The organism is Grimontia sp. NTOU-MAR1 (genome assembly GCF_035758505.1).
In the GTDB taxonomy this organism is placed as follows: Bacteria; Pseudomonadota; Gammaproteobacteria; order Enterobacterales; family Vibrionaceae; genus Enterovibrio; species Enterovibrio marinus.
Genome location: NZ_CP142108.1, coordinates 3,519,840 through 3,541,847 on the forward strand (window position 1 = coordinate 3,519,840; position 22,008 = coordinate 3,541,847).

Genomic DNA, 22,008 nt, shown 5'->3' on the forward strand with positions numbered 1-22,008 from the left:
CAGATATAACTTCGATGGAGAGGGGATTAGTTATTTGACTTTTCTTTTTTCTTTAAGGAGTAACCAAGCAAAAGTTGCATTTGTTACTAAATACCTTTTCCACATTCTGCGGGGTTCTTGTATAACGCGATAAAGCCATTCTAGTCCGTTCTTTTGCATCCATATGGGGGCTCGATTCACTTTCCCAGCAACCACGTCAAAAGTGCCTCCAACGCCCATTACGAAGTCGACACCTAACTGATCACGCCATTTGTTAATGAAATTCTCTTTTTTGGGAGACGTAATCGCGACGAACAACAGTTTTGCGCCAGACTCTCGTATTTTACGCACTACAGTTTCTTCATCGTCCCAAAAATAACCGTCGTTGTATCCAGCTATTGTGAGCTTGGGGTAGAGGTGTTGGACAGTTTCTGTCGTCTTTTTCACGGTTTCACTTTTTGCGCCAAGAAGAAAAACAGGGAAGTCTTTTTCTGCACTCATTTTTAATAACTCATGAAAGAGATCTACACCCGCGACTCTCTCGGTGACATCATGTCCCAGAAATCGCGCGCCAAAGACTACCCCCATACCATCGATATTAATTACATCGCAAGCTTTTACCGAATCGGCCAGAGAGGGGTCTTTTCGCATGTTGACTATTTTTGCGACGTTAACAACCACATGTTGAAGAAAGTTGCCTTCTGATAAATTTTTCTCAATATGTATAACGGTTTCTTCCATTGTCGCCACATCCATAGGCGAGCCAAGAAAATTAATCCTTTTCATGATATGTCCCATAATTTAAAAGAAACAAAAATGAGTAATAAACCCACGCTTGTGTCCATCGAATATAGTTAGTGTTGTTTTTTATATGTCGGTACTTTTGATAAGAGAAAAGACCTGAACCCTGGCGATATAATTGTCGGACTGATGTTTCAACTATCTTTTTTGCGAGTTCAATGTCTTCATCCGTTTTTCCTACTCTAAGCAACGTGAACACTGCTTGAGAAACACTATGCATGTCTAACGGATATCGGTTGTTGTTGTAGTATTTCGCCGTTCCGTCTTCTTCGAATAAATGTGTCTTGTAGTACGTTAATCCTTTGGATATTGCCGAGTCGAATATATCAACCCCCAATGATTCTTTAATCATTTGCAGTGCTTCGAGGTTGTAACCTGTATGAAAGCCATCAACAAACTGATGATGATGTCGAGTTCCATAAACCCAAGAACCATCGTCTCTCTGGGCTTTTACGGATTGGAGAGCGACATCTATAGCTAGCTGCTTGTAATCGTCGTTTCCAGTCAAGTTAGCAACTTTTGCAACCCAAGCGGCTCCCCATAGGCTCGCATTGTGTACGAACGCTTTTTCACCAGGGATGTAGGAAAAGTACTTTTGACCCTCTTTGTCGTTATAGAGAATATTCACGATAAAAGCGGCAGCATCTAACGCAGGTTCTGAGTATTTAGGGTTGTGCGTAATCTCAGACAAGGCAAATAGAGCTTGTGACACGTAGATAGTGGTGATGACATTTGGCTTTCCTTTGGGTACATAAAAAGCCCGAGCATTCCAGTCAAAATGGTACCCCCAACAAGCATTCCCCCACTCCTCCTTACTGCACTGTTGATGGAGCAACCAATCACCAAGCTGAATCGCCTGCTGTAGATAAGCGTCGTCCTTGTTGTGTCTGTACTGTTCTATCAACCCTAAAATAAAAAGTGCAATGCCTTTGGGATTACGCTTTTTGGGAACGCCTAACATCGGCCGAAAATTAATGAGGGAGCGTTTGTTGAATTGAATCCAACATAAGCCAAAAAGTCCTTTTTTAAGTCGAGGGAAAACATTAAAAAAAACACTGTTTAGGCCATCAAAAGGGTCATAGCCTGCAAAACTATCTTGCTTTGCGGTTTCTAATGTTTTCTCTGAAATAGCTTTAATGCTTTCGTAAAAGTGCATTATTCACCTGTTAAATCTGAATAGATAAGGTCAAGTTTTGGGAAAACGGCTTGCTGACTGAAATGGTTCGTAAATTTTCGTTTTGCTTGAGAGGAAAGCCGCTTATTCATCTCTCTATCAATGATCAATGCGGTAATATGTTCGGCGAGTTTTTCTACATCACCGGCTTCGATTAACAATCCATCCACGCCTGATTCAATGGCATCTGGAATTCCCCCCACAGTAGAAGCGACGACTGGCACATTTGCCGACATTGCTTCAAGTATGCCCATGGGGAAGCCCTCGTTATAACTAGGGAGGCAATAGACATCAGACTTACTTAGCCAGGCTATTTTGTCAGAGCCTGATACCCAGCCTAAGAAATCCACGCTGTCTCGTATTCCGAGATTTTCGGCTTGCTGTTTGAAGGTATTTATATCTCCGTCGCCCCCTAATGCGAGGCGTGCGTTTGGCAATTGTTTAACGACGATAGCGAAAGCATCAATCAAATCTCTTACACCTTTACGCTCCCCAAGCCTTCCTAGAAACAAAATTCGTCCTTGCTCAGTTTGAGAGCGATCTAGGTCTAATGTTTCGACGGCGTTATATACGATGTGAGCTTTTGAGGGGTCCTTGAGAATTGTTGTTACCCAAGAGTGCCACTGAGTAGACAAGACAATAACTGCATCTGCATAGTTAAACGTCTGCCGAATGTGCAGTTGGGTTTTGTTCGAGCACTCGTTATAATAAAAGTGTTGAAACTCAGCACCATGCAAGTGAAGTACTACTTTTACTCGAAATGCTTTTACTAAGCGAACAATAATAGATTTCCGATAATAGCTGCCTCGCGAAGCCATATGGATATGTACCAGACCAACTTCGCGTGATGCTATAAAATATATCAGCTTCAATATTGAAGATAAAAATAAAAAAAGCTTTTTGAATCCGAAGAGAGAACCGTCGTTGGTATGTGTGGCAATATGTTTAACGTTCCATTTTTGGAAGTGACCATTATCTAATGTATTAATTACCGTAGATATCCCACCCATCTCACTTAGACCAGTTGATAGGGTGATATTTATTTTCTTTCTCATATTATAATCGCGTCGCAGTGAGGAGTGGAAACTATGTTTTATAAGATGTTGAGTAAAAAATAATCCTTCGCATGAGTACTTTTACTTTTGGTAACTTAATTATAAGCCTAATTGTTAGGGTTGTAGGTTTATTAATTTAAATTTGTAGTGACGAGTATATTTATGGCAAAAATTAAGTATTAATGGAAACATCTGCAGATCGTAATACGGAACGGAATTTTCCAGAGCGTGTTCTAGGGACTTTTTCCATGGTGATAAACTCTATGCGAATTGAGTCTCCAAGGCGTTCTTGAATTTTATTCGATAGTTCATTCTCAATAGTTTTAATGTTATCTAGTTCCTTAGGTACGTATCGAATAATTATTCGGTCTCGTTCTACTTGTTCTATTTGGCTTTCGACAATGGTTGTTACACCCTTAAATGCTACATCCATTCTTCCCACATAGGTCCCATTTGGAAGAATCAGGTAATCATCGTCTCTTCCTAGTATTTTTTCCACAAAAGGCGAGTGATTACCACATGAACACTTTGAGTGTGAATCGAATCCTTCTACGTAGTCGTTTGTATCGTATCGTCTAAGTGGCATTGCAGAGTTATAAATGTTTGTGCCGACGATATGTTGCCCATGCTCATTATGAAGAACTTCTACATGCGAGTAATCGCGACGAATATGATAGTTACCCTGTTCACAAAGTTGCAATGCAGCGACACGCTCGGCCTGACCATAATGGTCGAGAACCTTACCAAAAACTCCGGTCACCGTTTGTTGATTTTCTTTTGAGAACAGCTCACTCGAAGTCAATACACAGGCGAGATCCCAGTTGGGTTTCCAATCAAGTTTCTGAGCAAATTTAGCAAGGAGTGTTATCGAACTCGGATATGCCATGATGACTTCTGGCTCAAAGTTTTCGAGTGCCTCAAGATATAAATGCGCGTTGGTCTGAGAAATATGATAAGAAGAAAGAAATAAACGCCTCGTGAACAACGTTTTAACCCAAAACGTTGGACCAGTATGGTTGGCAGGGAAAAGGTGATCACCTCTTAACACTGCGATCCGTGGAGAGATGCCTACGCCATTCTCGTACATGTATGATTTAATAATGTACTCTTCAAGAAAAATAGATTTTAAGCTCCGATAAACTGTCATAGGTTTATTGGTGGTTCCGCTAGTATAACCCTTAACACTAAATTTAGTGTTAGGCTTATTCCCAATTTTTAGAACGTGGTCTTTGTTTATTATCGGGAGGTTTTTGACATCTAAGAATACGTTTCCATGAAAAATTTTTGGAGCTAAATACTTATAAATAAAATTTATAATTAAATTTTCTTTTAAAATTAGCCATAAGAAGTCTTTAAACAAAATTATACTCCGATATCAAGCTTGTAGATAATTGCTAACCATTTTTTCAAAGCTAAATTTGGTTTCAATAAGTTGGCGTGCATTTTTGGACACTAGAGATAATTGCTCTAAGTTACTGTGAATTTCTAAAATTCTTTCCGTAATATTAGAGATATCACGATAAGTGTGAAAATAACCCGTTTCGTTATCTTCAATCAATTCAGCATTTCCACCGATATTTGCGCCAAGTACTGGCGTGCCGCATGCCATCGCCTCTAAAACTGCGTTAGAAAATGTTTCGTGAGAGGGTATTAAAAAAAGGTCTGCTTTTAGGAGGTAACTATTAACAGAGTTGGTGTCACCAATAAAATCGACGAGATGTTCGATTGCATTATCCTTACAGTATTTTTCGAGAGACTCTGCATACTCAACAAAACTTTTATGTTCCCCCCCAACTATGAGTAACTTTATATCTACCCCTTCTTCATTTAACTGTGTAACTGACTGCAAAACATCTAAGTGTCGCTTTTCAGGTCTGAGTTTAGCAACCATGCAAAGAGTCATAGCCTTGGAGGTGTTTATTTGCTTAGGGTGGTAAGTATATCGATTAATATCAACGCCATTATAAATTTCTGAAATTTTGCTTGTAGTCTGTGGATGCCTAGTGGCTAACGCCTTACTCAAAGATTTATTTCCTAAAATAATCTTATCAAAATGTTTTAAGTTTCTTTCTGCTAGGTGTTTCTTTATTTTTTGAGATAACCCATAAACAGTGCTTGTATTTAACATGGCAATTTTTCGATGCTTAGATTTTGGTGCCATTAGAATTGGATAATAATTCAGCCAAAATGTTTTGTCGTAGTTTGGGTTTTTTAGTAGGAAAGAGTTTATCTGTTTTCTACAGGTTAGCCATTCTCTAAAGCCACCTGTACCATCTATGACTACAAATCGTATTTTTGGTGAAAGTTCTTTTTTAAGTTTTGTTACGTTAGACAAACAAAGAATATCCACTTCAGCAAGCGAGTTTTCGACTAGATAGTTCGCTATATTTTTAATTTTAACTTCGGTTCCGCCAACTGAGAATGCAGAAATGACAAATAGTAACTTCACTCTATTTAACCTTCTTATAGGGTAGGAAAGCAGCTAAACATGCAAGGATGAACAAGATATTATTTTGTTTTATATATGCACTTCCTGTAACAGAATAGATAATAAAAAATACTGAAAGAAAAAGGGGGAGCAGAAAATGCTCACCTTGAGTTCGATACCTCCTCAAACTGTCGACAATACATTTAATGAGCAGCATAAAATAAAAAATGACGCCTAAAACACCAAGTTCAATAAGGGTGTCTACAAATCCATTGTGGGCATGGCCAAGTAAGATATACCTTGGGTCAATCAAGCCATTGGCATAGCCAAACTCACCCCAGAATCCGCCACCAAAACCATAACCAAGAATAGGTGAGTCGATACTCAGTAATATATCTGCCCACATGTCAACTCTTCCAGAACCAGACAGGTCTTTACCCATTAAGTCAGTAACAATGAATTCGATAACTATAGGAATCAGTGCTAAGCAATATATGGATACGATTGCTATAACTATCTTAATGTGAGTTGAAATTCGGTCAGCAATAGACAAGTATAATTTAAGTGTTATTATAAAGGATACAGCAAGAATTGGCGTGGATGACCCCGTCATTAGAAGAACAAAAAGCGCAATAGCCAACGTAGCGTTTCGATAATTTTTCAAAAGTATATTCTGAGCAACTAAGATTACTACTAAAAGCCCCATCACACGGCCTAGTCGATTTTTAAATCCAAATGTACCATGCCACAAACCCGAGTGTTCAAGCACCTTGCTACCGTCATCAACACCAATGCTTGGTGCTAGTATTGATACAAATATCGAAGCTATCGCGGCAAATACTAGCGGCAATATAAGTACTTTAAGTAACTCGTCCCAATCAAAAATTAATATAAGACATAGTGCGAAGAAAAAAGTACCTGTCAACGCGATACTTCTCATCATTGCCTGACTAGAATTAAAACTCCATATTATGGATGCGATTGATAGTAGACAAATTAACATTGGGTAGGGAGAGCATGTTATATATCTTATGGCTTCTTTTCTATGTATGAAAATCATTATCCCAGATACAAAATAGAACTGCGCGGATATGATGGAGTAGGTAGCTGTTGGGTTCTCTGCGTCAAAAAGAAATAGAAAAAATCCGCTAAAGAAAAGAACCCCCATCCCCATGTAATAGGGGAGCAATCTCGAAAAGTCCAAGCTATTATCTCCTATTTATATTACTTAGACGCATATACTTATCTTGCAGGTAGGCCACTTGTTTCGTCACACAGAAATTATTGCTTACGTGTGTATATGCTCGAGCGCCTAAACCCAGTCTCAATGTTTGGCTGCTCACTAGTTTAGAGAGATTATCAGCGATAGAGTCAACGTCTTCGCTAGCTGAAAGAAATCCTAGATCGTCGTTATGAATGATCTCTGAAACACCACCTACGTGTGTTGCGACGACGGGCAGTCTGTGGATCATTGCTTCAATAATCGCTCTTCCAAACCCCTCAGAGCGCGAGGTGTGGCAGTAAATGTCAGACATGCTTAGGTAGTCGTGAACTTTGTCTGTAGCACCAACCCATAAAATGTTTTCATCGATACCTAAGTTTGCTGCTAATTGCATAAGCTTAGAAGTAGAACCATTAACACTTTCTGTTCCAATTTGAATTAGTGTTATGTTTTTGTGCTTTTTAAGTAGTATTGAAACTGACTCTAACAATATATCAACGCCTTTTATGTCAGCATGAAAAGCAACATTAGAGATAATGATGTTTTCTTTTGGTATATTTAAATTACTTCGGCTTATGCTTGTTCTTTTCTCTGGAATCGATAGATTAATACCATTGTATAGGGTGCTTATATTTTTCACCTGCGAAATAGCTCTTAGCTGTTCAGCAACCGCGTTGGACACAGCCAGTACTTCTGACGAGAGTAGACATCTTAGTCGGGTTGAAAACTTTGAAAGAGTACTTTTTCCCGGCATAGAGCGGAAAGATTGAATTGCGGGAATACCGAGCAAGTATGAAATCGCAGTCCCATATTTTGCCGCTGGGTTGAAATGGTAATGAACGATATCTGGTTTCTCTCTTAAAAATAATGAAAGCAATGAGAGCATAAAATGTATCGGCTTACTTCTGGCGGGAATAACTAACAACTTTACGTTATTCACTTTTAAGTCTTCGAGGTATCCTTCAGATGTCGGTAACTCTTCGTAAACGAGACTTAATACAGTTCCATTTCTTTTTCAATTTTTTGCCAACTCAATAAACTCAGTTTCAAGTCCACCATACTTGTTTGAGCGCATTCCGGTTAGATGAATAATGTCATGCAGTTATCTCAACACGCTTGTTTAGATGTAAGCGATACGTACATATTAGACAAATGGCGATGTATGAGACGGTGCATGTCAATGAGTAGTACATAATCGTGTACATGGCGGTCATGTTGGATGTTAGACAGTAAAGGAGAATTGCCGTTTTTATCGCAAAATCGATTGTCTCAAACTTTAACAGGAGCCTATTTTCAGAAATGATAGTCAAGGCAGGTGTGGTCGCGACATTGACAACACTCATGAACACCCAGAATATCATATATTTAGAATATTGTGCTGCATCCCTCCAACCATCTCCAAGTATAAGAACCACCAAATCAGAAATGTAGTAATACAGAGTAATACATATAGGAAGCCCAACTAGGAAGAGGCCAAAGGTCAATTTTATATAAGTGTGATAAATACCTTCACTATTTTGTTCTCTAAAGTAAGGGTAAAAAACGTTACGAAGTGCCATGGTTAGTATTCCAGCAGGCATTTTCAATAACCGTTGTGCTATAAATAATCCACCTATTACGCTTGTTGAATAATATAAAGGAAAGATGAGATATGGTAGTTGCTGAGATGTGTAGTTTAATAGGCTTTGTGGGAATAAGTGCATATATGTTCTTCTGTACTTTTGTAGTATATGCTTTACTCTTTTCGATGTTATCTTGCTGGAATAAAAATCGCTTTTAAAGTCACTCTTGAAACAGAAGTATAGGATGTAGAGAACATAACTTAAGATGCTTCCTAATATAAGGCCATATGTACCAGATAAAGCAAATCCGATAGCGAGTTGACAAATCACTATTAAAACAGAACGGTAGAACGTTGCCTTAGAGACATATCCATACTCTTTGTTGCTGTTTGCATTGATGGTTACAAATTTGTGTCCACAAAAAGCAATTACTCCAGGGATGACGAGAAGAACTGGAATTATGCTATCGGTACCAAAGTAAGACTTTGCTTGATTGTTAAATATTAATATAGATAGAGCTGTTATCATCGCGGATGCAATGGTGATAATAATACATATTTTGAGGATTATCGCACGTTCCACTTTTCTGGAAGTTAGCATCAGAGCTGACTCAATATTGGCACTTGCGAATAAAGATATAAGTCCAACTAAAGATAAGTATACGCTGAAAACGCCAAACTCTCCTGGTGAAAAAAATCGAGAAAGAATAGGCATCGACACAGCCATTACAATGCTGGCAGTAATCGAACCAGTAGCTAGTGTTAAAATGCTTCTAGTGAGACTTTTCGCCATCTCTAACTTTAACTCCAAAGCTGAAAATGATGTTAAAAGCGGTAATTGCCTTTATATTTTTAGATTAGCTATCAGATAGCAAACAGATGTGTGTTAATATCAGTGGTTGCAAGGTGGCAGTTAGTGCATATTGACCGTTAACCACTGCTAACGGTCTAGCTTACTGGGTATGTAAAAATCCAAATGTCAAAGTGGTAGCATCAAAATATCGGTGTCTATTGCTGATTATTAATGTACCACGGAACAGCCGCGAATATCCCTTCTATAATTCTGTATTCAGGGCTGTAACCTAGGGCACTTTTGGCTTTTGATATGTCCGCTTGAGAATGACGGACATCACCCGGCCTAAAACCCCGATATTTAATCTCTCCGCTAACTTGTATGCTATTTTCTATTAGAGCTTCCTTAATTGCGGCATATAAGTCATTCAGTGTTGTTCTGTCACCTAGCGCTACGTTATACACGGCGTCTTTTGCGTCGTCGGATGCGGTTGCTGCGAGGATGTTCATCTGAACCGTATTTTCGATAAAGCAAAAGTCACGACTTGTCTCACCATCGCCATTTATAAAGACGTCTAAGCCATTCAGCATTGCAGATGTCCACTTTGGAATGACGGCAGCGTAAGCACCGTTGGGATCTTGTCGAGGGCCGAATACGTTGAAGTATCGTAGACCGATAGACTTAAATCCATATGTTTTTGCGAATACCGTAGCGTATAGTTCATTAACATATTTCGTAACGGCGTAAGGAGACAGAGGGTTGCCTATGTTTTCTTCTACTTTTGGTAGTGCCGGATGATCTCCATATGTAGAACTACTGGCCGCATAGGTAAAACTTTTGACGTTTTGCTCTTTTGCCGCGTGCAACATGTTCAGGAATCCGGTGATATTCGCGGCGTTTGTTGTTATGGGGTCATTGATCGAGCGAGGGACTGAGCCTAAAGCTGCTTGATGGAGCACATAGTCAACGTCTTTTGTTACACGCTGGCAATCATCGTAGTTGCGAATGTCACCTTCATAGAAAGTAAAAAGAGACCATTGCGAGTCTGAGACTAGATTTTTAACTTCGTCCAGGTTTATTTGATGACCGGTTGCGAAATTGTCTAATCCTATGACTTTTTGATTGAGCTTAAGTAACGTTTCCAACAGATTGGATCCGATAAATCCAGCTACTCCAGTGATAAGCCAAACCTTTGGTTCTGACCTTAGCTCGTTTTTTATGCGTTCAAATTTTGTCATGAAAAATCGTGTTCCGTCGATTCGGGAAGAGTTAGATCTTAAAAAATATAAACTTGAAGCATTAAAGACGAATATCTACATCTTGCTTGTCGAGGATATATTTTAAATCATAGATTACGTGTTGTTCTTTCCCATATGAGTGGAGCATATCCGCGCCTATTTCTTTAAACTCAGCGTGTCCAACAGCTAAGATAATTGCGTCATAATGGTTTTTCTTGATGTCCTTAACGAGTGTGAGTCCATACTCGTGTTGTGCTTCGTTCGATGAACACCAAGGGTCGGCAACATCGACATTAACGTTGTATTCTTTGAGCTCACTTACGATGTCTACAACTTTGGTATTTCTTAAGTCTGGACAGTTTTCTTTAAAGGTTAGCCCCATCACGAGGACGTTTGAGTCTTCGACATGGATTCGTTTCATTAACATTTTTTTGACTAGCTGAGAAACGACATACGCGCTCATTCCATCGTTTAATCTACGGCCAGCCAGTATCATTTCAGGATGATAACCAATACTTTGAGCTTTATGCGTTAGGTAATACGGGTCAACACCAATACAATGTCCACCTACTAATCCCGGGCGGAATGGAAGAAAGTTCCATTTGGTTCCTGCTGCCTCTAGAACTTCCAGCGTATCGATTTCCAGCTTGCTAAATATAATGGATAGCTCATTGATAAGAGCAATGTTGACATCACGTTGCGTATTTTCAATCACTTTTGCAGCTTCAGCGACTTTTATAGATGATGCCTTATGAGTACCTGCAGTAATAATTGACTTATATAGCTCATCTACTTTAGTGGCAATTTCTGGTGTAGAACCACTAGTCACCTTCAGAATGTTCGTAACACGATGTTCTTTATCACCAGGGTTTATTCTTTCTGGTGAGTAACCAGCATAAAAGTCGTCATTGTATTTAAGTCCTGATACGTCTTCTAATACCGGTATACATACTTCTTCGGTCGCACCTGGATATACTGTTGACTCATAAATAACAACGTCACCTTTGCTTATCACCTGACCCAGCATTTCACTTGCTCTAACTAAGGGCGAAAGATCGGGTTGCTTGTGTTCATCTATAGGTGTTGGGACAGTAACGATATAAACATTACACGCTTTAAGATCACCAGATGTGCATGTGTATGATAGGTGAGTTGACTCTTTTAGTTCGCGATCAGATACCTCAAGCGTAAAGTCGTGACCATTAACTAACTCTTGAATCCTTTTGGAATTGATATCAAAGCCGATAGTTGTATATTTTTTTCCAAATTCAACCGCTAAAGGCAAACCAACGTAACCCAAGCCGATAATTCCGATCTTTACATTTTCTTGGTACATACTCATGCCTCAATTCACTATCCCACGTGTATCAATGACGAACTTGGTCATGAATAACGTTTTGTCTGCTGCTTTAAACTGTTTGTGGTCGACGAGAACAACAATGATATTTGCCTTCTCAAGTGCGACCTCTAACGTCGCTTGCTCTGCACCGGAATGGACTAGTTTTTCCGGAATCGCGGAAACGTTAGGTTCTACGGCAAATATCTGTCCGAGATTTTTCTTCGTCAGTTCTTCGACGATTTGCAGGGCTGGGCTTTCGCGGAGGTCGTCGATGTCGGCTTTAAATGCTAGGCCTAAGCAAGCAATAACCGGTCGTTTGAATTGGTCGGCCGCCTTTTCAACTTGATCTATGACGTAATGAGGTTTTGAATCGTTTGTTAGACGTGCTTGACGAATAATTTTGGCTTCATCAGGGCAACTGTCTACGATAAACCAAGGATCGACAGCGATGCAGTGACCACCCACGCCAGGTCCTGGATTTAGAATGTTCACGCGAGGATGCCTGTTTGCTAGTTTGATAAGCTCCCAGACATTGATTTTTAATTTGTCGCTGATGATGGATAATTCATTTGCGAATGCGATGTTAACGTCACGAAATGAATTTTCCGTCAGTTTTGCCATCTCAGCGGTTCTGGCGTTGGTAATCACACATTCACCGCGGACAAACGTTTGGTATAGCTCGACGGCTTTCTCACTACAAGCCTTTGACATCCCGCCAATAACTCTGTCATTCGAGACCAATTCCTGAAGAACATAACCTGGCAATACACGTTCTGGGCAATGAGCCACTTTAATATCCGCAATGTCGCCAGCGTCTTGGGGAAAGCTCAAATCTGGTCTCGCAGCGCTGAGCCATTCGGCTAATTTTTCCGTCGCGCCAACTGGGGAAGTCGATTCTAGGATGACAAGATTGCCTTTTTCCAATACTGGTGCAATAGCGTTTGCTGCGGACTCAATGTAGCTTAGATCCGGTGTGAAGCCTTCTTTGAAAGGGGTTGGGACCGCAATCATAAATGCTTCAGCCGGTTCTGGGGTGGTCGTCGCACGTAACATTCCGGTCGTGACAACACCGCGAACGACGATATCAAGGTCAGGTTCTACAATATGTATCTTTCCTTGATTTATTGTGTCTACGGCATTGGGATTAACATCTACGCCAATTACTTCTATTCCGCGTGAGGCCACAACCGCTGCGGTAGGAAGTCCGATGTAGCCTAAGCCGACAACAGAAACCCTTTTAAAGGACATAACTGCTCCTCAGGCATACCTTTAACAAGTATGCGCTTAAAAATAAGAAAAAAATAAGATGGGATTTGATTTACGTTTTCGTTTGAAACGATGAAAAGATCATTTGATGAATAGCCAAAAAATTAACGACTCTATGAAAATGATTTAATTATTTTCTCGACGATTCTCTGACAAGATTTACCGTCACCATAAGGGTTATGTGCGCGACTCATTCTTTCGTAGTCGAATTCGTTGGTAAGTAAGTTCTCCACCGCTTCGATGATTCTATCTTTATCTGTACCTACGAGTTTTACTGTACCAGCCTCTACCGCCTCAGGACGTTCTGTTGTGTCTCTCATAACCAACACAGGTTTACCTAATGAAGGCGCTTCTTCTTGAATGCCACCCGAATCAGTGAGAATGATGTGAGCTTTGTTCATCAGATAGACGAAAGGTAAATACTCCTGAGGTCCAATTAAATGAACATTACCAATGCCTTTTAGTATGCGGTTGACCGGTTCTCTCACATTCGGATTTAGATGGACAGGATAGATGATTTGGCTATCTGGGTAGCGAGTTGCGATCTCGGCAAGAGCTTCACAAATTCGCTCAAATCCACCTCCAAAGCTCTCGCGGCGATGCCCAGTAACAAGGATCAGCTTTTTGTCGTCATCTAATTGAGGAAAGACATTCGCAAAGGTATCGATGAGATCCTGATCATTCTCAAGCTTTTCTTTAACAAGAAACAACGCGTCGATGACGGTATTCCCTGTAACAGAAATACTCTCTGCATTGACTCCCTCAGAAAGTAGGTTCTTTTCTGATGTTTTCGTCGGTGCGAAGTGAAGTGATGTTATTGCACCGGTGAGTTTCCTGTTTCCTTCCTCTGGCCAAGGAGAGTAAATGTTACCTGTACGAAGTCCCGCTTCGACATGCCCTACAGCAATTTGCTGGAAGTATGCTGCCAGACTTGCTGAAAGTGTCGTAGCCGTATCACCATGCACAAGAACAATATGTGGTTTGAAAGACTCTAATACGGGTTTGAGGCCAGAAAGAATATTGCCTGTAACTTCATAAAGAGACTGTCCTGGCTTCATCACATTTAGATCAAAGTCTGGTTTAATTTCAAATAAATCAAGAACCTGATCAAGCATTTCTCGATGTTGTGCTGTAACGCATACCTTCGCTTCAACACCCTCAGCCTTACTGAGCTTGTGAACAAGTGGCGCCATTTTAATCGCCTCTGGGCGGGTACCAAAGACAGTAAGTACCTTAATTGTAGCTGTCATATGCATTCCTTAGCTTGCTGTGTTTCCATACGCATAGCGAGAGTATTCAGAGTAGGTATGTGTGCCTTTCTTTGGTTGTGGGACTTGATTTATTACTACGCCATCAATTGATATTTGATGCTTTGTAAATAAGGACATGGTGTGCTTGTACACTGATTTGCTTGTACTATTGGCTTTCAGAATGAGCACAATACCCTTGGTCAACTTCCCGACGATAAATGCATCTTTCACTGGCAAAATAGGCGGCGTGTCAAAGATGATGCGATCATACTTTTCTGCCAGCTTTTCAATGAGATTCTGGAAAGAGGAACTGCTAAGAAGTTCCTGTGGATTGGCAACAACTAACCCTGCTGATAGAACATCTAGATTGGTTCCCTCTATGCTTGTAATACAGTCATTAAGTGATGCATTCATAACCAGAATATTCGTCAGTCCAGGATGGCTTTTAGCAAGTCCAAAACGTGTTCCCACCGAAGGCTTTCTTAAATCACAATCAATCAATAACACCTTTTCGATACTTGCAAAGGATTGGGCAAGACTCACTGCGGTTGTCGTTTTGCCCTCTCCTGGGACGGAAGATGATAGTGCCAATAGTTTCCTATCAGTTTTAGGCATACTTAGGTAAAGCGATGTTCGAATTGAGTCTATGGATTCTTGAAATGCAGCAAATTTACTGTTGCTAAAAACTGATGCATCAATGTGATTACGTTTGTATTCCTTGGCCCTTACTAAAGGGAGTGTTCCAGTTGGTAATAAGCCAAGCTTGTTTTCAAAATCTCTTGCAGAAGTGATGGTGTTGTTAAAGGCATCTAGGCAAATAACGACTACAATGGCAAAACTTAAACTAACAGCAAATGAAAAAAGTACGATAAATTTTCGATTAGGTTTAAAAGGAAGTTGTGGCACTAAGGCGTAATCACTAAAGCGTGCATTTGCCGCGCTGAAATCACTGGCTGCGGATGTTTCCTTTTGTCGAGTCAGAAATAGGTCATATAATTTTGAGTTGCTGTCGACTTCTCGTTTTAACGCATCATACTCACTTTTAATTACACTTAAAGCTTGGAATTCCTCTTTTTTACCTAGCAGTTCTTGTTTTAAAAGCTTCTCTTGCTCAATAGCGCTGGATAGCTCCTTTCCAATACCAGCGACAAGTTTGTAGGTCAATTTATCAGTTCGCTGCTGAATTGACTTTAAGCGCGCATTGGCTTGAATCATCTTGTCATGCTTTGGCCCATAGCGTTTTGAAAGTTGACTGACCTCTTTCTCTGCTTCTGCTTCTGCCATTCTTAAATCGCGTATCTGAGGATGGCTAGATATAAGTGTATTGGCGCTCATTGCAGAAATATCTGCATTTGGATTACTTTTTAACGCATTGTATAATGCTTGTGTTTTTGTTCTTCTATCTGTTGCTTCGGCAATTCGATTGGTAAGGTTCTGTAGCTCATTGCTTGTTAAAGCTGAAATCCCGCTGTCGTCGATTAGCTTCTGTTGTTGTAAAAAATTTAATAATGCTTGCTCGGAGGCATGGAGATTCTCTTTAAGCTCGTAAAGGCGAACATTGAGCCAATCGTTTGCTTTGTCAGTGGTTATTATCTTTGACTCTAAATTGTTTTCAATAAATGCCTCACCTACAGCATTAGCAATTTTTGCGGCTAGCCTAGGGTCTTCTGATTCAAAGGAGATTCTAACTAGTTGAGTTTTCCTTATTGGTGAAATACTCAATCTGGATTTGAATTTCCTAAGGATTTTTATATTTTCCGCTCCTTGCTTGGAATCTATATCTTTGAGGGCTTCTTTCTTTTGAGAGAGAAGTGAGTCCATAATTGGATGAGAACGAAGCCAGTCTGATATCTGTTTGCTATATGATGGGGAGTTTTTTGAACTTAAAGCTGAGTTGAATTCTGGAACTCTATTCAGTTGTAACTTATCAATAACCCGTTGTGCGACTTGATTAGATTTTAGTATCTCAAATTGAGTTAAGTAGTATTCGTTAGCGCGCGAATCAATTCCAACTACCTCCTCAATAGATATAGCTCTTGCCTGTTGAGATTCAATTAATAATGTGGCAGTGGCACGGTAAGTCGGAGTAATAGATAGTGCGAAAAGTATAGAAATTGCTGTACATAGAAATGTAAATAGTGCAATTGAAAGCCAGCGTTTTTTAATTAAATGAACAAAATATCCGAAGTCTATAAGTTGTTCTTTCGTTGAGTTATCTTTACTGGAGTTAACAAACATCATTTATTCCGTGGATGAAGATGGGTATTCTGGTTTTACGCCATACTTTTCAAGGAAACCAGAGTGGCAGTGTATAAAGCTAGAATGCAATAATGGTCGTATGCCTACTAGAAAAAGCTTTGTTCAATTACAATGATGTCCCCAGGTGCGACCATGTGAGAAAGACTTACTCGGTTTTTAGGTTCATTTTTATCTTCGTGAGTAATGTAGATACTTTTCCTCGCAGCGCGCTCTGTGAAGCCCCCGGCAAGTGCAATTGCCTTGTCGACTGTAAGGCCAGGTTGATATTCATAGCCGCCAGGCTTTTTGATTTCACCGTTGACGAAAATACTCCTGAAACCAACAATGCCCACACGAACTTTTGGTGAAACAAGGTAATCGCCTTTTAGACCTCTGATAATTTCAGCCTTTAGCTGCTCGGTCGTTTTGCCAATTGCTATTAATTGACCAAGATAGGGATAGTCGAATTCGCCACTGCTATCGATATAAAGCTCTTCAATGGTTAGCTCTTCCTCACCATATACGATGATTTGAATTTTATCGCCTGCGCCAATGGTGTAGTCATTACCACTAGCGAAAGCACTCAATGGAAAAGCGAGGATAAAGGTGAACGTAATGAGTAAGCGATAGATGTGTGTCATTTGAACAGCAATCCTTTGAAAAATCAGAACACGAGATTAGTGCCGAGGTACCAAACATTTTGGCTGTAGCGGTTGGTGTCAATCGAAGAGTCATTGTCTTCATATCGCCAGCCGGCAGTAATTTCAGTGTCTTCCCTGAACGCATATCCGAGGTAGAAAGAGGATCTCAGTAGGTCGTCTTCACGGGAGCTCTGTGAATAGTCATCGTTAATGATGTCGAACGCGATGTTGCTGTATACGCGCGACAGCCAGAAGTGCTTCCAACTAGCAGCAAAACTGGTTTGATTGATGAAGTTGTTGCCTTGATCCGGGTCGATGGCGCTCTGAGCAGCAGACAAAGCAATCGTTGAATAGGTAAGAGGTTCCCAAACAACATCTAAATCCCAACTGAAACCATTGAAGTCCTCTCTGGCATCATCTTCGTAGTTTTTGTCTTGCAAGCCCAATCTCAGCTTGCCAGTGGTCTTGCCCGTAATGTCCCACTGGGTACCCACGAGAAAGTAAGCATCAAGATTATTCTGAGAATCACCACTGACTGGATCGCCAAGCTTGTACTGACGATCAGCTAAATCTATTTCGAGTAAAAGCTCTGTGGCTGGAAATATCTGGTAGTAAAACGCTAGCGCGCCGGCGAGTTCATCGTAGTCTTTATACTTGGTGCTCAAAGCAACAAAACCCGGAGCAGTGAGGTCGCGATAATTGTTATATTTCTTGTTTTCGTACCTTAAATTGGACTCAAGTCGTCCTGTCGAGTCTTCTGCTCCGTAAACATGAGTGATGTTTGCGTTGTGGAGAGAGTATTTCACAGGTTCGGTTGCAATGGTTGTAAGTTGGTCACCAGCCAAAATGCCTGTACCGCGAGCTTCGTGAGATTTTAGATACGTGTAGTTAAAACCAATCCCACTTCTTTGGCTGATCTGGACAAAATTGTTTGTCGTGAAAGCGTGGTCGAGAAAGTCATCGATGTCACTATCAAAATAGTTCCCCGAAGATAGCTGGTACGCTATTTGGTACTGGTTTCCGTTACGGTCAGATTCAAACATCACACCTGGTTTTGCAATCAACGCACTGGAGGATTCAATGCTTTCAGAAGGTGAATAGCGACCGACGTTGTCATTGTATTCATAATAAGCTTCAAAAAGAGGAGTGATTTTAATCCCTGACTCTGTGGTGTATCCATTATCTTCATTAGCGACTACCCAACTGCTAGTACTTAACAAGACCAAAGCAATGAGTGTTTTCTTAGGGCTGTTCATTTTCATTCCTTTAGTAGGCAGTCTTTCCGGTAAAGCCTTTGAATAAGGTTTTAAAGATGATTTTTAGATCAAGCCATGTTGACCATGACTGAATGTATTTGATGTCAAACTCAACGCGCTTCTGCATTTTCTCTAAGGTATCTGTTTCGCCCCTGTACCCATTAACCTGCGCTAAGCCAGTGATTCCGGGTTTCACTTTGTGTCGCAGCATGTAACGATCAACGATGGTTCGATATTCTTCATTGTGTGCAACAGCATGTGGTCGAGGACCAACAATAGACATGCGGCCCTGTAACACATTGATAAACTGCGGAAGCTCATCCAGTGAGGTTCTTCGAATAAATGCCCCAAAGGGTGTGATTCTTGGGTCGTTTTTTGTGGCTTGCTTGACGACTGAGCCGTTGTCCATTGTGCTCATTGAGCGGAATTTCCAAACTTTAATTCGGCGCCCATCCAGTCCGTAGCGGTATTGTTTAAAAATAATTGGACCCGGTGATGAAAATTTGACGCCAATGGCAACACCGATAAGTACTGGGCTGATCAGCAGAATGATCAATGAGGCAAGTACGATATCCTGTGCGCGCTTAAACCAACCATTGGTCCCGTAGAAAGGAGTGTCATGAATACTGATGGTCGGTATATTTCCAATCGCGCTCAATCGAGACTGGATAAGGTTGTAGACAAAGAAATCCGGTATCAAATAGGTATTTGCAGTGGTATCCGAAAAGTCTTTCAGATATGCAGTAATACGTTCATTTGCCTTCAGTGGCATGGAAATGTACACATGCTGGGCGTCACCGCTTTTAACAAGCTCTAACGCTGAAGGAACATTGCCTTTAAATGGGGCGGGAAGATTATCGATATCTAGACGGCTGGCTTCTCTGTCATCATAAAAACCGCTCACTTTGATGCCAAGTTCAGGGTGCTTTTTCAATTGGTGAGCGAGTCGAATTCCATTCTCTGTCACCCCAATGATAATGGCTTCTTTCTTATTATATCCGTAATCGCGCAGTTTCTTTAAAGTCTGTTTGGCTGCATATCGCCAAGTAATCAGTATTACTGGTGTAGCTACTAACCAAACACCAGTAACAACACGTGAATAATGAGTACTTGTTTTAGTAAAGAACGCCAGAAAAACTAACACAATGAAGGTAATAAACCATGCCTTACTAATACTAAGGGCTTCTTCCCTGAATAGATGAACCCGCCAAGAGCGATAGAGTTCATTTTTCTCTGCTACGAGCATGTATACCAAAATGGCGTAGCTTCCCAACAGTAAATCTTTTTGGATGAACTGGTTGGTATACAACGTAGATATTACGTAAAGTGTCAATAATATAATCAGACAGTCAATTGTCCTATATAAAACGTGTAGTGCGCCGTAGTTACTATGTAATTTAAGAGTAGAATCCATTTTCTCTGACCTTAGATAACTAATCGATGACTCATCGCTGGCTTGTGATTTTCGACGCTACCGCCCTTAGGTGTCGCTCCTAAAGTACGAAATCAAAAGAGGTTTTTATTGTTTTTTTGATAGTAAGAAGTTTTTTGCGTCAAAGTTATGACGCAATGAAAGATGGCAGGATATTAACATTAGGAATTTAGGTATTTACATAGTTATTAAGTGTCGGAGCCAACAATAAGTAATTCCTACGTGATGCCACACATTTGTATGTAAATAACAAAACAGACAATAATAACAGTGCGATTAAAAACACATAAAAAACATTTTTAATAATATAAAGAATAATAAATGATGCTCAAAATTTAACCTTAATAACAATATATTAATTAAGGATAAATGCCATTTTATAAGTTGATTTTTTTATAACGAGGGTCATCAATAGCAACTAAGAGTGAGAAGTTGTTCCATATGTTTTGCGCGCTAAAGATTAGACTGTTGCATTGTTCGCTTATTGCGCGATGATGATTCATAAGCATATTGATATAAAAAAAGGCTTTCCCAAGGGAAAGCCTTTTTTTATATGCTTGAAAATTTTGTTGCTTAAGCTTTTCCATAAGCCTCGTTGTGAACCGCAGCCACAGCTCGACCTGATGGGTCTGCACTGTTTTTGAAGCTCTCATCCCACTCGATCGCCTTGGCGCTTGAACAGGCGATTGATGGGCCGCCTGGAACACATTCTGCCGCTGATGGGAGTGGGAATAGCTCTTCAAAGATCTCACGGTAAACGTAAGCTTCTTTGGTTTGTGGTGTATTGTAAGGGAAGCGGAAGCCGGCTGATTCCATTTGCTGGTCAGTGACTTTATCTTCCGCAACGGCACGCAGAGTATCAATCCAGCCGTAACCAACGCCATCCGAGAACTGTTCTTTCTGGCGCCATGCGATTGAATCTGGCAGGTAGTGCTCAAAACACTCGCGCAGGATGTGTTTTTCCATCTTGCCGTTGCCACACATCTTGTCTTTCGGGTTCAGGCGCATCGCTACATCGATAAACTCTTTATCGAGGAAAGGAACACGACCTTCTACACCCCATGCCGCCAGTGATTTGTTCGCACGGGCACAGTCAAACATATTCAGAGCTAGCAGTTTACGCACTGTCTCCTCATGGAACTCTTGGGCGTTTGGTGCTTTATGGAAGTATAGGTAGCCACCGAAGATTTCATCTGCACCTTCGCCGGACAGTACCATTTTGATGCCCATGGCTTTGATTTTACGACCCATCAGGTACATCGGCGTGGATGCACGGATAGTTGTTACGTCGTAAGTCTCAATGTGATAGATAACATCACGAATAGCATCCAGACCTTCCTGAATGGTGTAAGTCATTTCGTGGTGAACAGTACCAATTTTCTCTGCCACTTCACGAGCTGCTTTCAGATCCGGCGCACCTTCCAGGCCAATCGCAAAGGAGTGAAGCTGAGGCCACCATGCAGCGCTCTTGTCATCATCTTCAACACGCATTGCGGCGAAACGTTTAGCCACTGCTGAAGTAATAGAAGAGTCCAAACCACCGGAAAGCAGAACACCATATGGAACATCAGTCATCAGCTGTCGCTTAACCGCAGCCTCTAACGCCGCTGTGAGTTCTTCTTTACTTGAGGTGTTGTTTTCAACCGCTGCGAACTCATTCCAATCGCGCACATAGTAACGAACAGGCTCAGCATCTTTAGAGCCGTAGCTGCAACCTGGAGGGAATTCGCTGATGGTTTTACATACTGGAACCAGTGCTTTCATTTCTGACGCAACATAGTAGTTGCCGTGCTCATCATAACCCTGATATAGAGGAATAATACCAATATGGTCACGGCCAATAAGGTACTCATCTTTCTCTTCATCGTAGAGAGCAAATGCAAAAATGCCGTTTAACTCTTCAAGAAGATCTGCACCTTTGTCCTGATACAGAGCCAGGATTACTTCACAATCGGAATCAGTTTGAAACTCGTATTTTCCCTCATAACGTGCGCGAATTTCTTTGTGGTTGTAGATTTCACCGTTAACAGCCAGTACCACTTTGCCGTCTGGGCTATAGAGAGGCTGGGCGCCAGAATTCAGACCGACGATGGCAAGGCGCTCATGAGCAAGAATAGCACGCTCAGATGAGTAAATACCTGACCAGTCTGGGCCACGGTGACGCAGTTTCTTGGACATTTCCAAAGCACTTTCGCGAAGTGCAGACGCATCTGACTTAATATCCAGAATGCCAAATACAGAACACATAAATCCCTCTCCAAACTTCCTACTGCCGCCTTTTCAAGGCGCATTTTATTTTGCGTTGTATTCAATTTGCCAACTTAGACAAAAAAAG

The 22,008-nt window shown here is 40.8% G+C and carries 18 protein-coding genes; all 18 read right to left on the reverse strand.

Going from position 1 to position 22,008, the window contains the following annotated elements; translation table 11 throughout:
• Positions 1 to 30 precede the first annotated feature (30 nt).
• The gene (locus tag VP504_RS16365; RefSeq protein ID WP_325892092.1) at positions 31 to 765 is read right to left on the reverse strand and encodes a WecB/TagA/CpsF family glycosyltransferase; all 735 of its coding nucleotides are present in this window, start codon (positions 763 to 765) and stop codon (positions 31 to 33) included.
• Positions 752 to 1,936 carry an aspartate-semialdehyde dehydrogenase gene (locus VP504_RS16370; protein ID WP_325892093.1) on the reverse strand — a complete coding sequence of 395 codons (1,185 nt, stop codon included), beginning with the start codon at positions 1,934 to 1,936 and terminating at the stop codon, positions 752 to 754. Before VP504_RS16370 ends, VP504_RS16365 begins: the two co-directional genes overlap by 14 nt.
• On the reverse strand, positions 1,936 to 3,009 hold the full coding sequence (locus tag VP504_RS16375; RefSeq protein ID WP_325892094.1) for a glycosyltransferase family 4 protein: 1,074 nt from the start codon (positions 3,007 to 3,009) through the stop codon (positions 1,936 to 1,938). Before VP504_RS16375 ends, VP504_RS16370 begins: the two co-directional genes overlap by 1 nt.
• A 172-nt stretch (positions 3,010 to 3,181) precedes the next feature.
• Positions 3,182 to 4,369 carry a hypothetical protein gene (locus VP504_RS16380; protein WP_325892096.1) on the reverse strand — a complete coding sequence of 396 codons (1,188 nt, stop codon included), beginning with the start codon at positions 4,367 to 4,369 and terminating at the stop codon, positions 3,182 to 3,184.
• A 15-nt stretch (positions 4,370 to 4,384) separates the two neighbouring features.
• Positions 4,385 to 5,458 (reverse strand): glycosyltransferase family 4 protein, encoded by a 1,074-nt coding sequence (locus tag VP504_RS16385; protein WP_325892097.1) that lies wholly within the window; start codon positions 5,456 to 5,458, stop codon positions 4,385 to 4,387.
• A 1-nt stretch (position 5,459) separates the two neighbouring features.
• Positions 5,460 to 6,362 (reverse strand): O-antigen ligase family protein, encoded by a 903-nt coding sequence (locus VP504_RS16390; protein WP_325892098.1) that lies wholly within the window; start codon positions 6,360 to 6,362, stop codon positions 5,460 to 5,462.
• A gap of 283 nt (positions 6,363 to 6,645) precedes the next feature.
• On the reverse strand, positions 6,646 to 7,599 hold the full coding sequence (locus VP504_RS16395; protein WP_325892099.1) for a glycosyltransferase family 4 protein: 954 nt from the start codon (positions 7,597 to 7,599) through the stop codon (positions 6,646 to 6,648).
• Between the two features lie 154 nt (positions 7,600 to 7,753).
• Positions 7,754 to 9,013 (reverse strand): oligosaccharide flippase family protein, encoded by a 1,260-nt coding sequence (locus VP504_RS16400; RefSeq protein WP_325892100.1) that lies wholly within the window; start codon positions 9,011 to 9,013, stop codon positions 7,754 to 7,756.
• A gap of 215 nt (positions 9,014 to 9,228) precedes the next feature.
• Positions 9,229 to 10,251, reverse strand: a complete 1,023-nt coding sequence (locus VP504_RS16405; RefSeq protein WP_325892101.1) for an SDR family oxidoreductase — start codon at positions 10,249 to 10,251, stop codon at positions 9,229 to 9,231.
• Between the two features lie 61 nt (positions 10,252 to 10,312).
• Positions 10,313 to 11,587, reverse strand: coding sequence for a Vi polysaccharide biosynthesis UDP-N-acetylglucosamine C-6 dehydrogenase TviB (gene tviB, locus VP504_RS16410; RefSeq protein WP_442788916.1), 1,275 nt, complete (start codon positions 11,585 to 11,587; stop codon positions 10,313 to 10,315).
• A gap of 9 nt (positions 11,588 to 11,596) precedes the next feature.
• A complete protein-coding gene (wecC, locus tag VP504_RS16415; protein ID WP_325892103.1) occupies positions 11,597 to 12,838 on the reverse strand; it encodes a UDP-N-acetyl-D-mannosamine dehydrogenase in 1,242 nt (413 codons plus the stop codon).
• Between the two features lie 131 nt (positions 12,839 to 12,969).
• Positions 12,970 to 14,106: a non-hydrolyzing UDP-N-acetylglucosamine 2-epimerase gene (gene wecB / locus VP504_RS16420; protein WP_325892104.1), complete on the reverse strand. Its 1,137-nt coding sequence runs from the start codon at positions 14,104 to 14,106 to the stop codon at positions 12,970 to 12,972.
• Between the two features lie 9 nt (positions 14,107 to 14,115).
• Positions 14,116 to 16,347, reverse strand: coding sequence for a GumC family protein (locus VP504_RS16425; protein ID WP_325892105.1), 2,232 nt, complete (start codon positions 16,345 to 16,347; stop codon positions 14,116 to 14,118).
• 104 nt (positions 16,348 to 16,451) lie between these two features.
• Positions 16,452 to 16,985: a polysaccharide biosynthesis/export family protein gene (locus tag VP504_RS16430; RefSeq protein ID WP_325892106.1), complete on the reverse strand. Its 534-nt coding sequence runs from the start codon at positions 16,983 to 16,985 to the stop codon at positions 16,452 to 16,454.
• Positions 16,986 to 17,008: 23 nt separating this feature from the next.
• Positions 17,009 to 18,241 carry an outer membrane beta-barrel protein gene (locus VP504_RS16435; RefSeq protein ID WP_325892107.1) on the reverse strand — a complete coding sequence of 411 codons (1,233 nt, stop codon included), beginning with the start codon at positions 18,239 to 18,241 and terminating at the stop codon, positions 17,009 to 17,011.
• Positions 18,242 to 18,251: 10 nt separating this feature from the next.
• Positions 18,252 to 19,655, reverse strand: coding sequence for an undecaprenyl-phosphate glucose phosphotransferase (locus VP504_RS16440; RefSeq protein ID WP_325892108.1), 1,404 nt, complete (start codon positions 19,653 to 19,655; stop codon positions 18,252 to 18,254).
• A gap of 395 nt (positions 19,656 to 20,050) precedes the next feature.
• The gene (locus VP504_RS16445; RefSeq protein ID WP_325892109.1) at positions 20,051 to 20,260 is read right to left on the reverse strand and encodes a hypothetical protein; all 210 of its coding nucleotides are present in this window, start codon (positions 20,258 to 20,260) and stop codon (positions 20,051 to 20,053) included.
• Positions 20,247 to 21,920 (reverse strand): asparagine synthase B, encoded by a 1,674-nt coding sequence (gene asnB / locus VP504_RS16450; protein ID WP_325892110.1) that lies wholly within the window; start codon positions 21,918 to 21,920, stop codon positions 20,247 to 20,249. Before asnB ends, VP504_RS16445 begins: the two co-directional genes overlap by 14 nt.
• Between the last annotated feature and the right edge of the window lie 88 nt (positions 21,921 to 22,008).

What these genes read in the sequence shown, in the direction of transcription:
- asnB (WP_325892110.1), bottom strand. Translation starts at nt 21,920, where the DNA reads ATGTGTTCTGTATTTGGCATTCTGGATATTAAGTCAGATGCGTCTGCA.
- wecB (WP_325892104.1), bottom strand. Translation starts at nt 14,106, where the DNA reads ATGACAGCTACAATTAAGGTACTTACTGTCTTTGGTACCCGCCCAGAG.
- VP504_RS16425 (WP_325892105.1), bottom strand. Translation starts at nt 16,347, where the DNA reads ATGATGTTTGTTAACTCCAGTAAAGATAACTCAACGAAAGAACAACTT.
- VP504_RS16440 (WP_325892108.1), bottom strand. Translation starts at nt 19,655, where the DNA reads ATGGATTCTACTCTTAAATTACATAGTAACTACGGCGCACTACACGTT.
- VP504_RS16430 (WP_325892106.1), bottom strand. Translation starts at nt 16,985, where the DNA reads ATGACACACATCTATCGCTTACTCATTACGTTCACCTTTATCCTCGCT.
- tviB (WP_442788916.1), bottom strand. Translation starts at nt 11,587, where the DNA reads ATGTACCAAGAAAATGTAAAGATCGGAATTATCGGCTTGGGTTACGTT.
- wecC (WP_325892103.1), bottom strand. Translation starts at nt 12,838, where the DNA reads ATGTCCTTTAAAAGGGTTTCTGTTGTCGGCTTAGGCTACATCGGACTT.
- VP504_RS16370 (WP_325892093.1), bottom strand. Translation starts at nt 1,936, where the DNA reads ATGCACTTTTACGAAAGCATTAAAGCTATTTCAGAGAAAACATTAGAA.
- VP504_RS16445 (WP_325892109.1), bottom strand. Translation starts at nt 20,260, where the DNA reads ATGGAAAAGCTTAAGCAACAAAATTTTCAAGCATATAAAAAAAGGCTT.
- VP504_RS16405 (WP_325892101.1), bottom strand. Translation starts at nt 10,251, where the DNA reads ATGACAAAATTTGAACGCATAAAAAACGAGCTAAGGTCAGAACCAAAG.
- VP504_RS16375 (WP_325892094.1), bottom strand. Translation starts at nt 3,009, where the DNA reads ATGAGAAAGAAAATAAATATCACCCTATCAACTGGTCTAAGTGAGATG.
- VP504_RS16435 (WP_325892107.1), bottom strand. Translation starts at nt 18,241, where the DNA reads ATGAACAGCCCTAAGAAAACACTCATTGCTTTGGTCTTGTTAAGTACT.
- VP504_RS16365 (WP_325892092.1), bottom strand. Translation starts at nt 765, where the DNA reads ATGAAAAGGATTAATTTTCTTGGCTCGCCTATGGATGTGGCGACAATG.
- VP504_RS16400 (WP_325892100.1), bottom strand. Translation starts at nt 9,013, where the DNA reads ATGGCGAAAAGTCTCACTAGAAGCATTTTAACACTAGCTACTGGTTCG.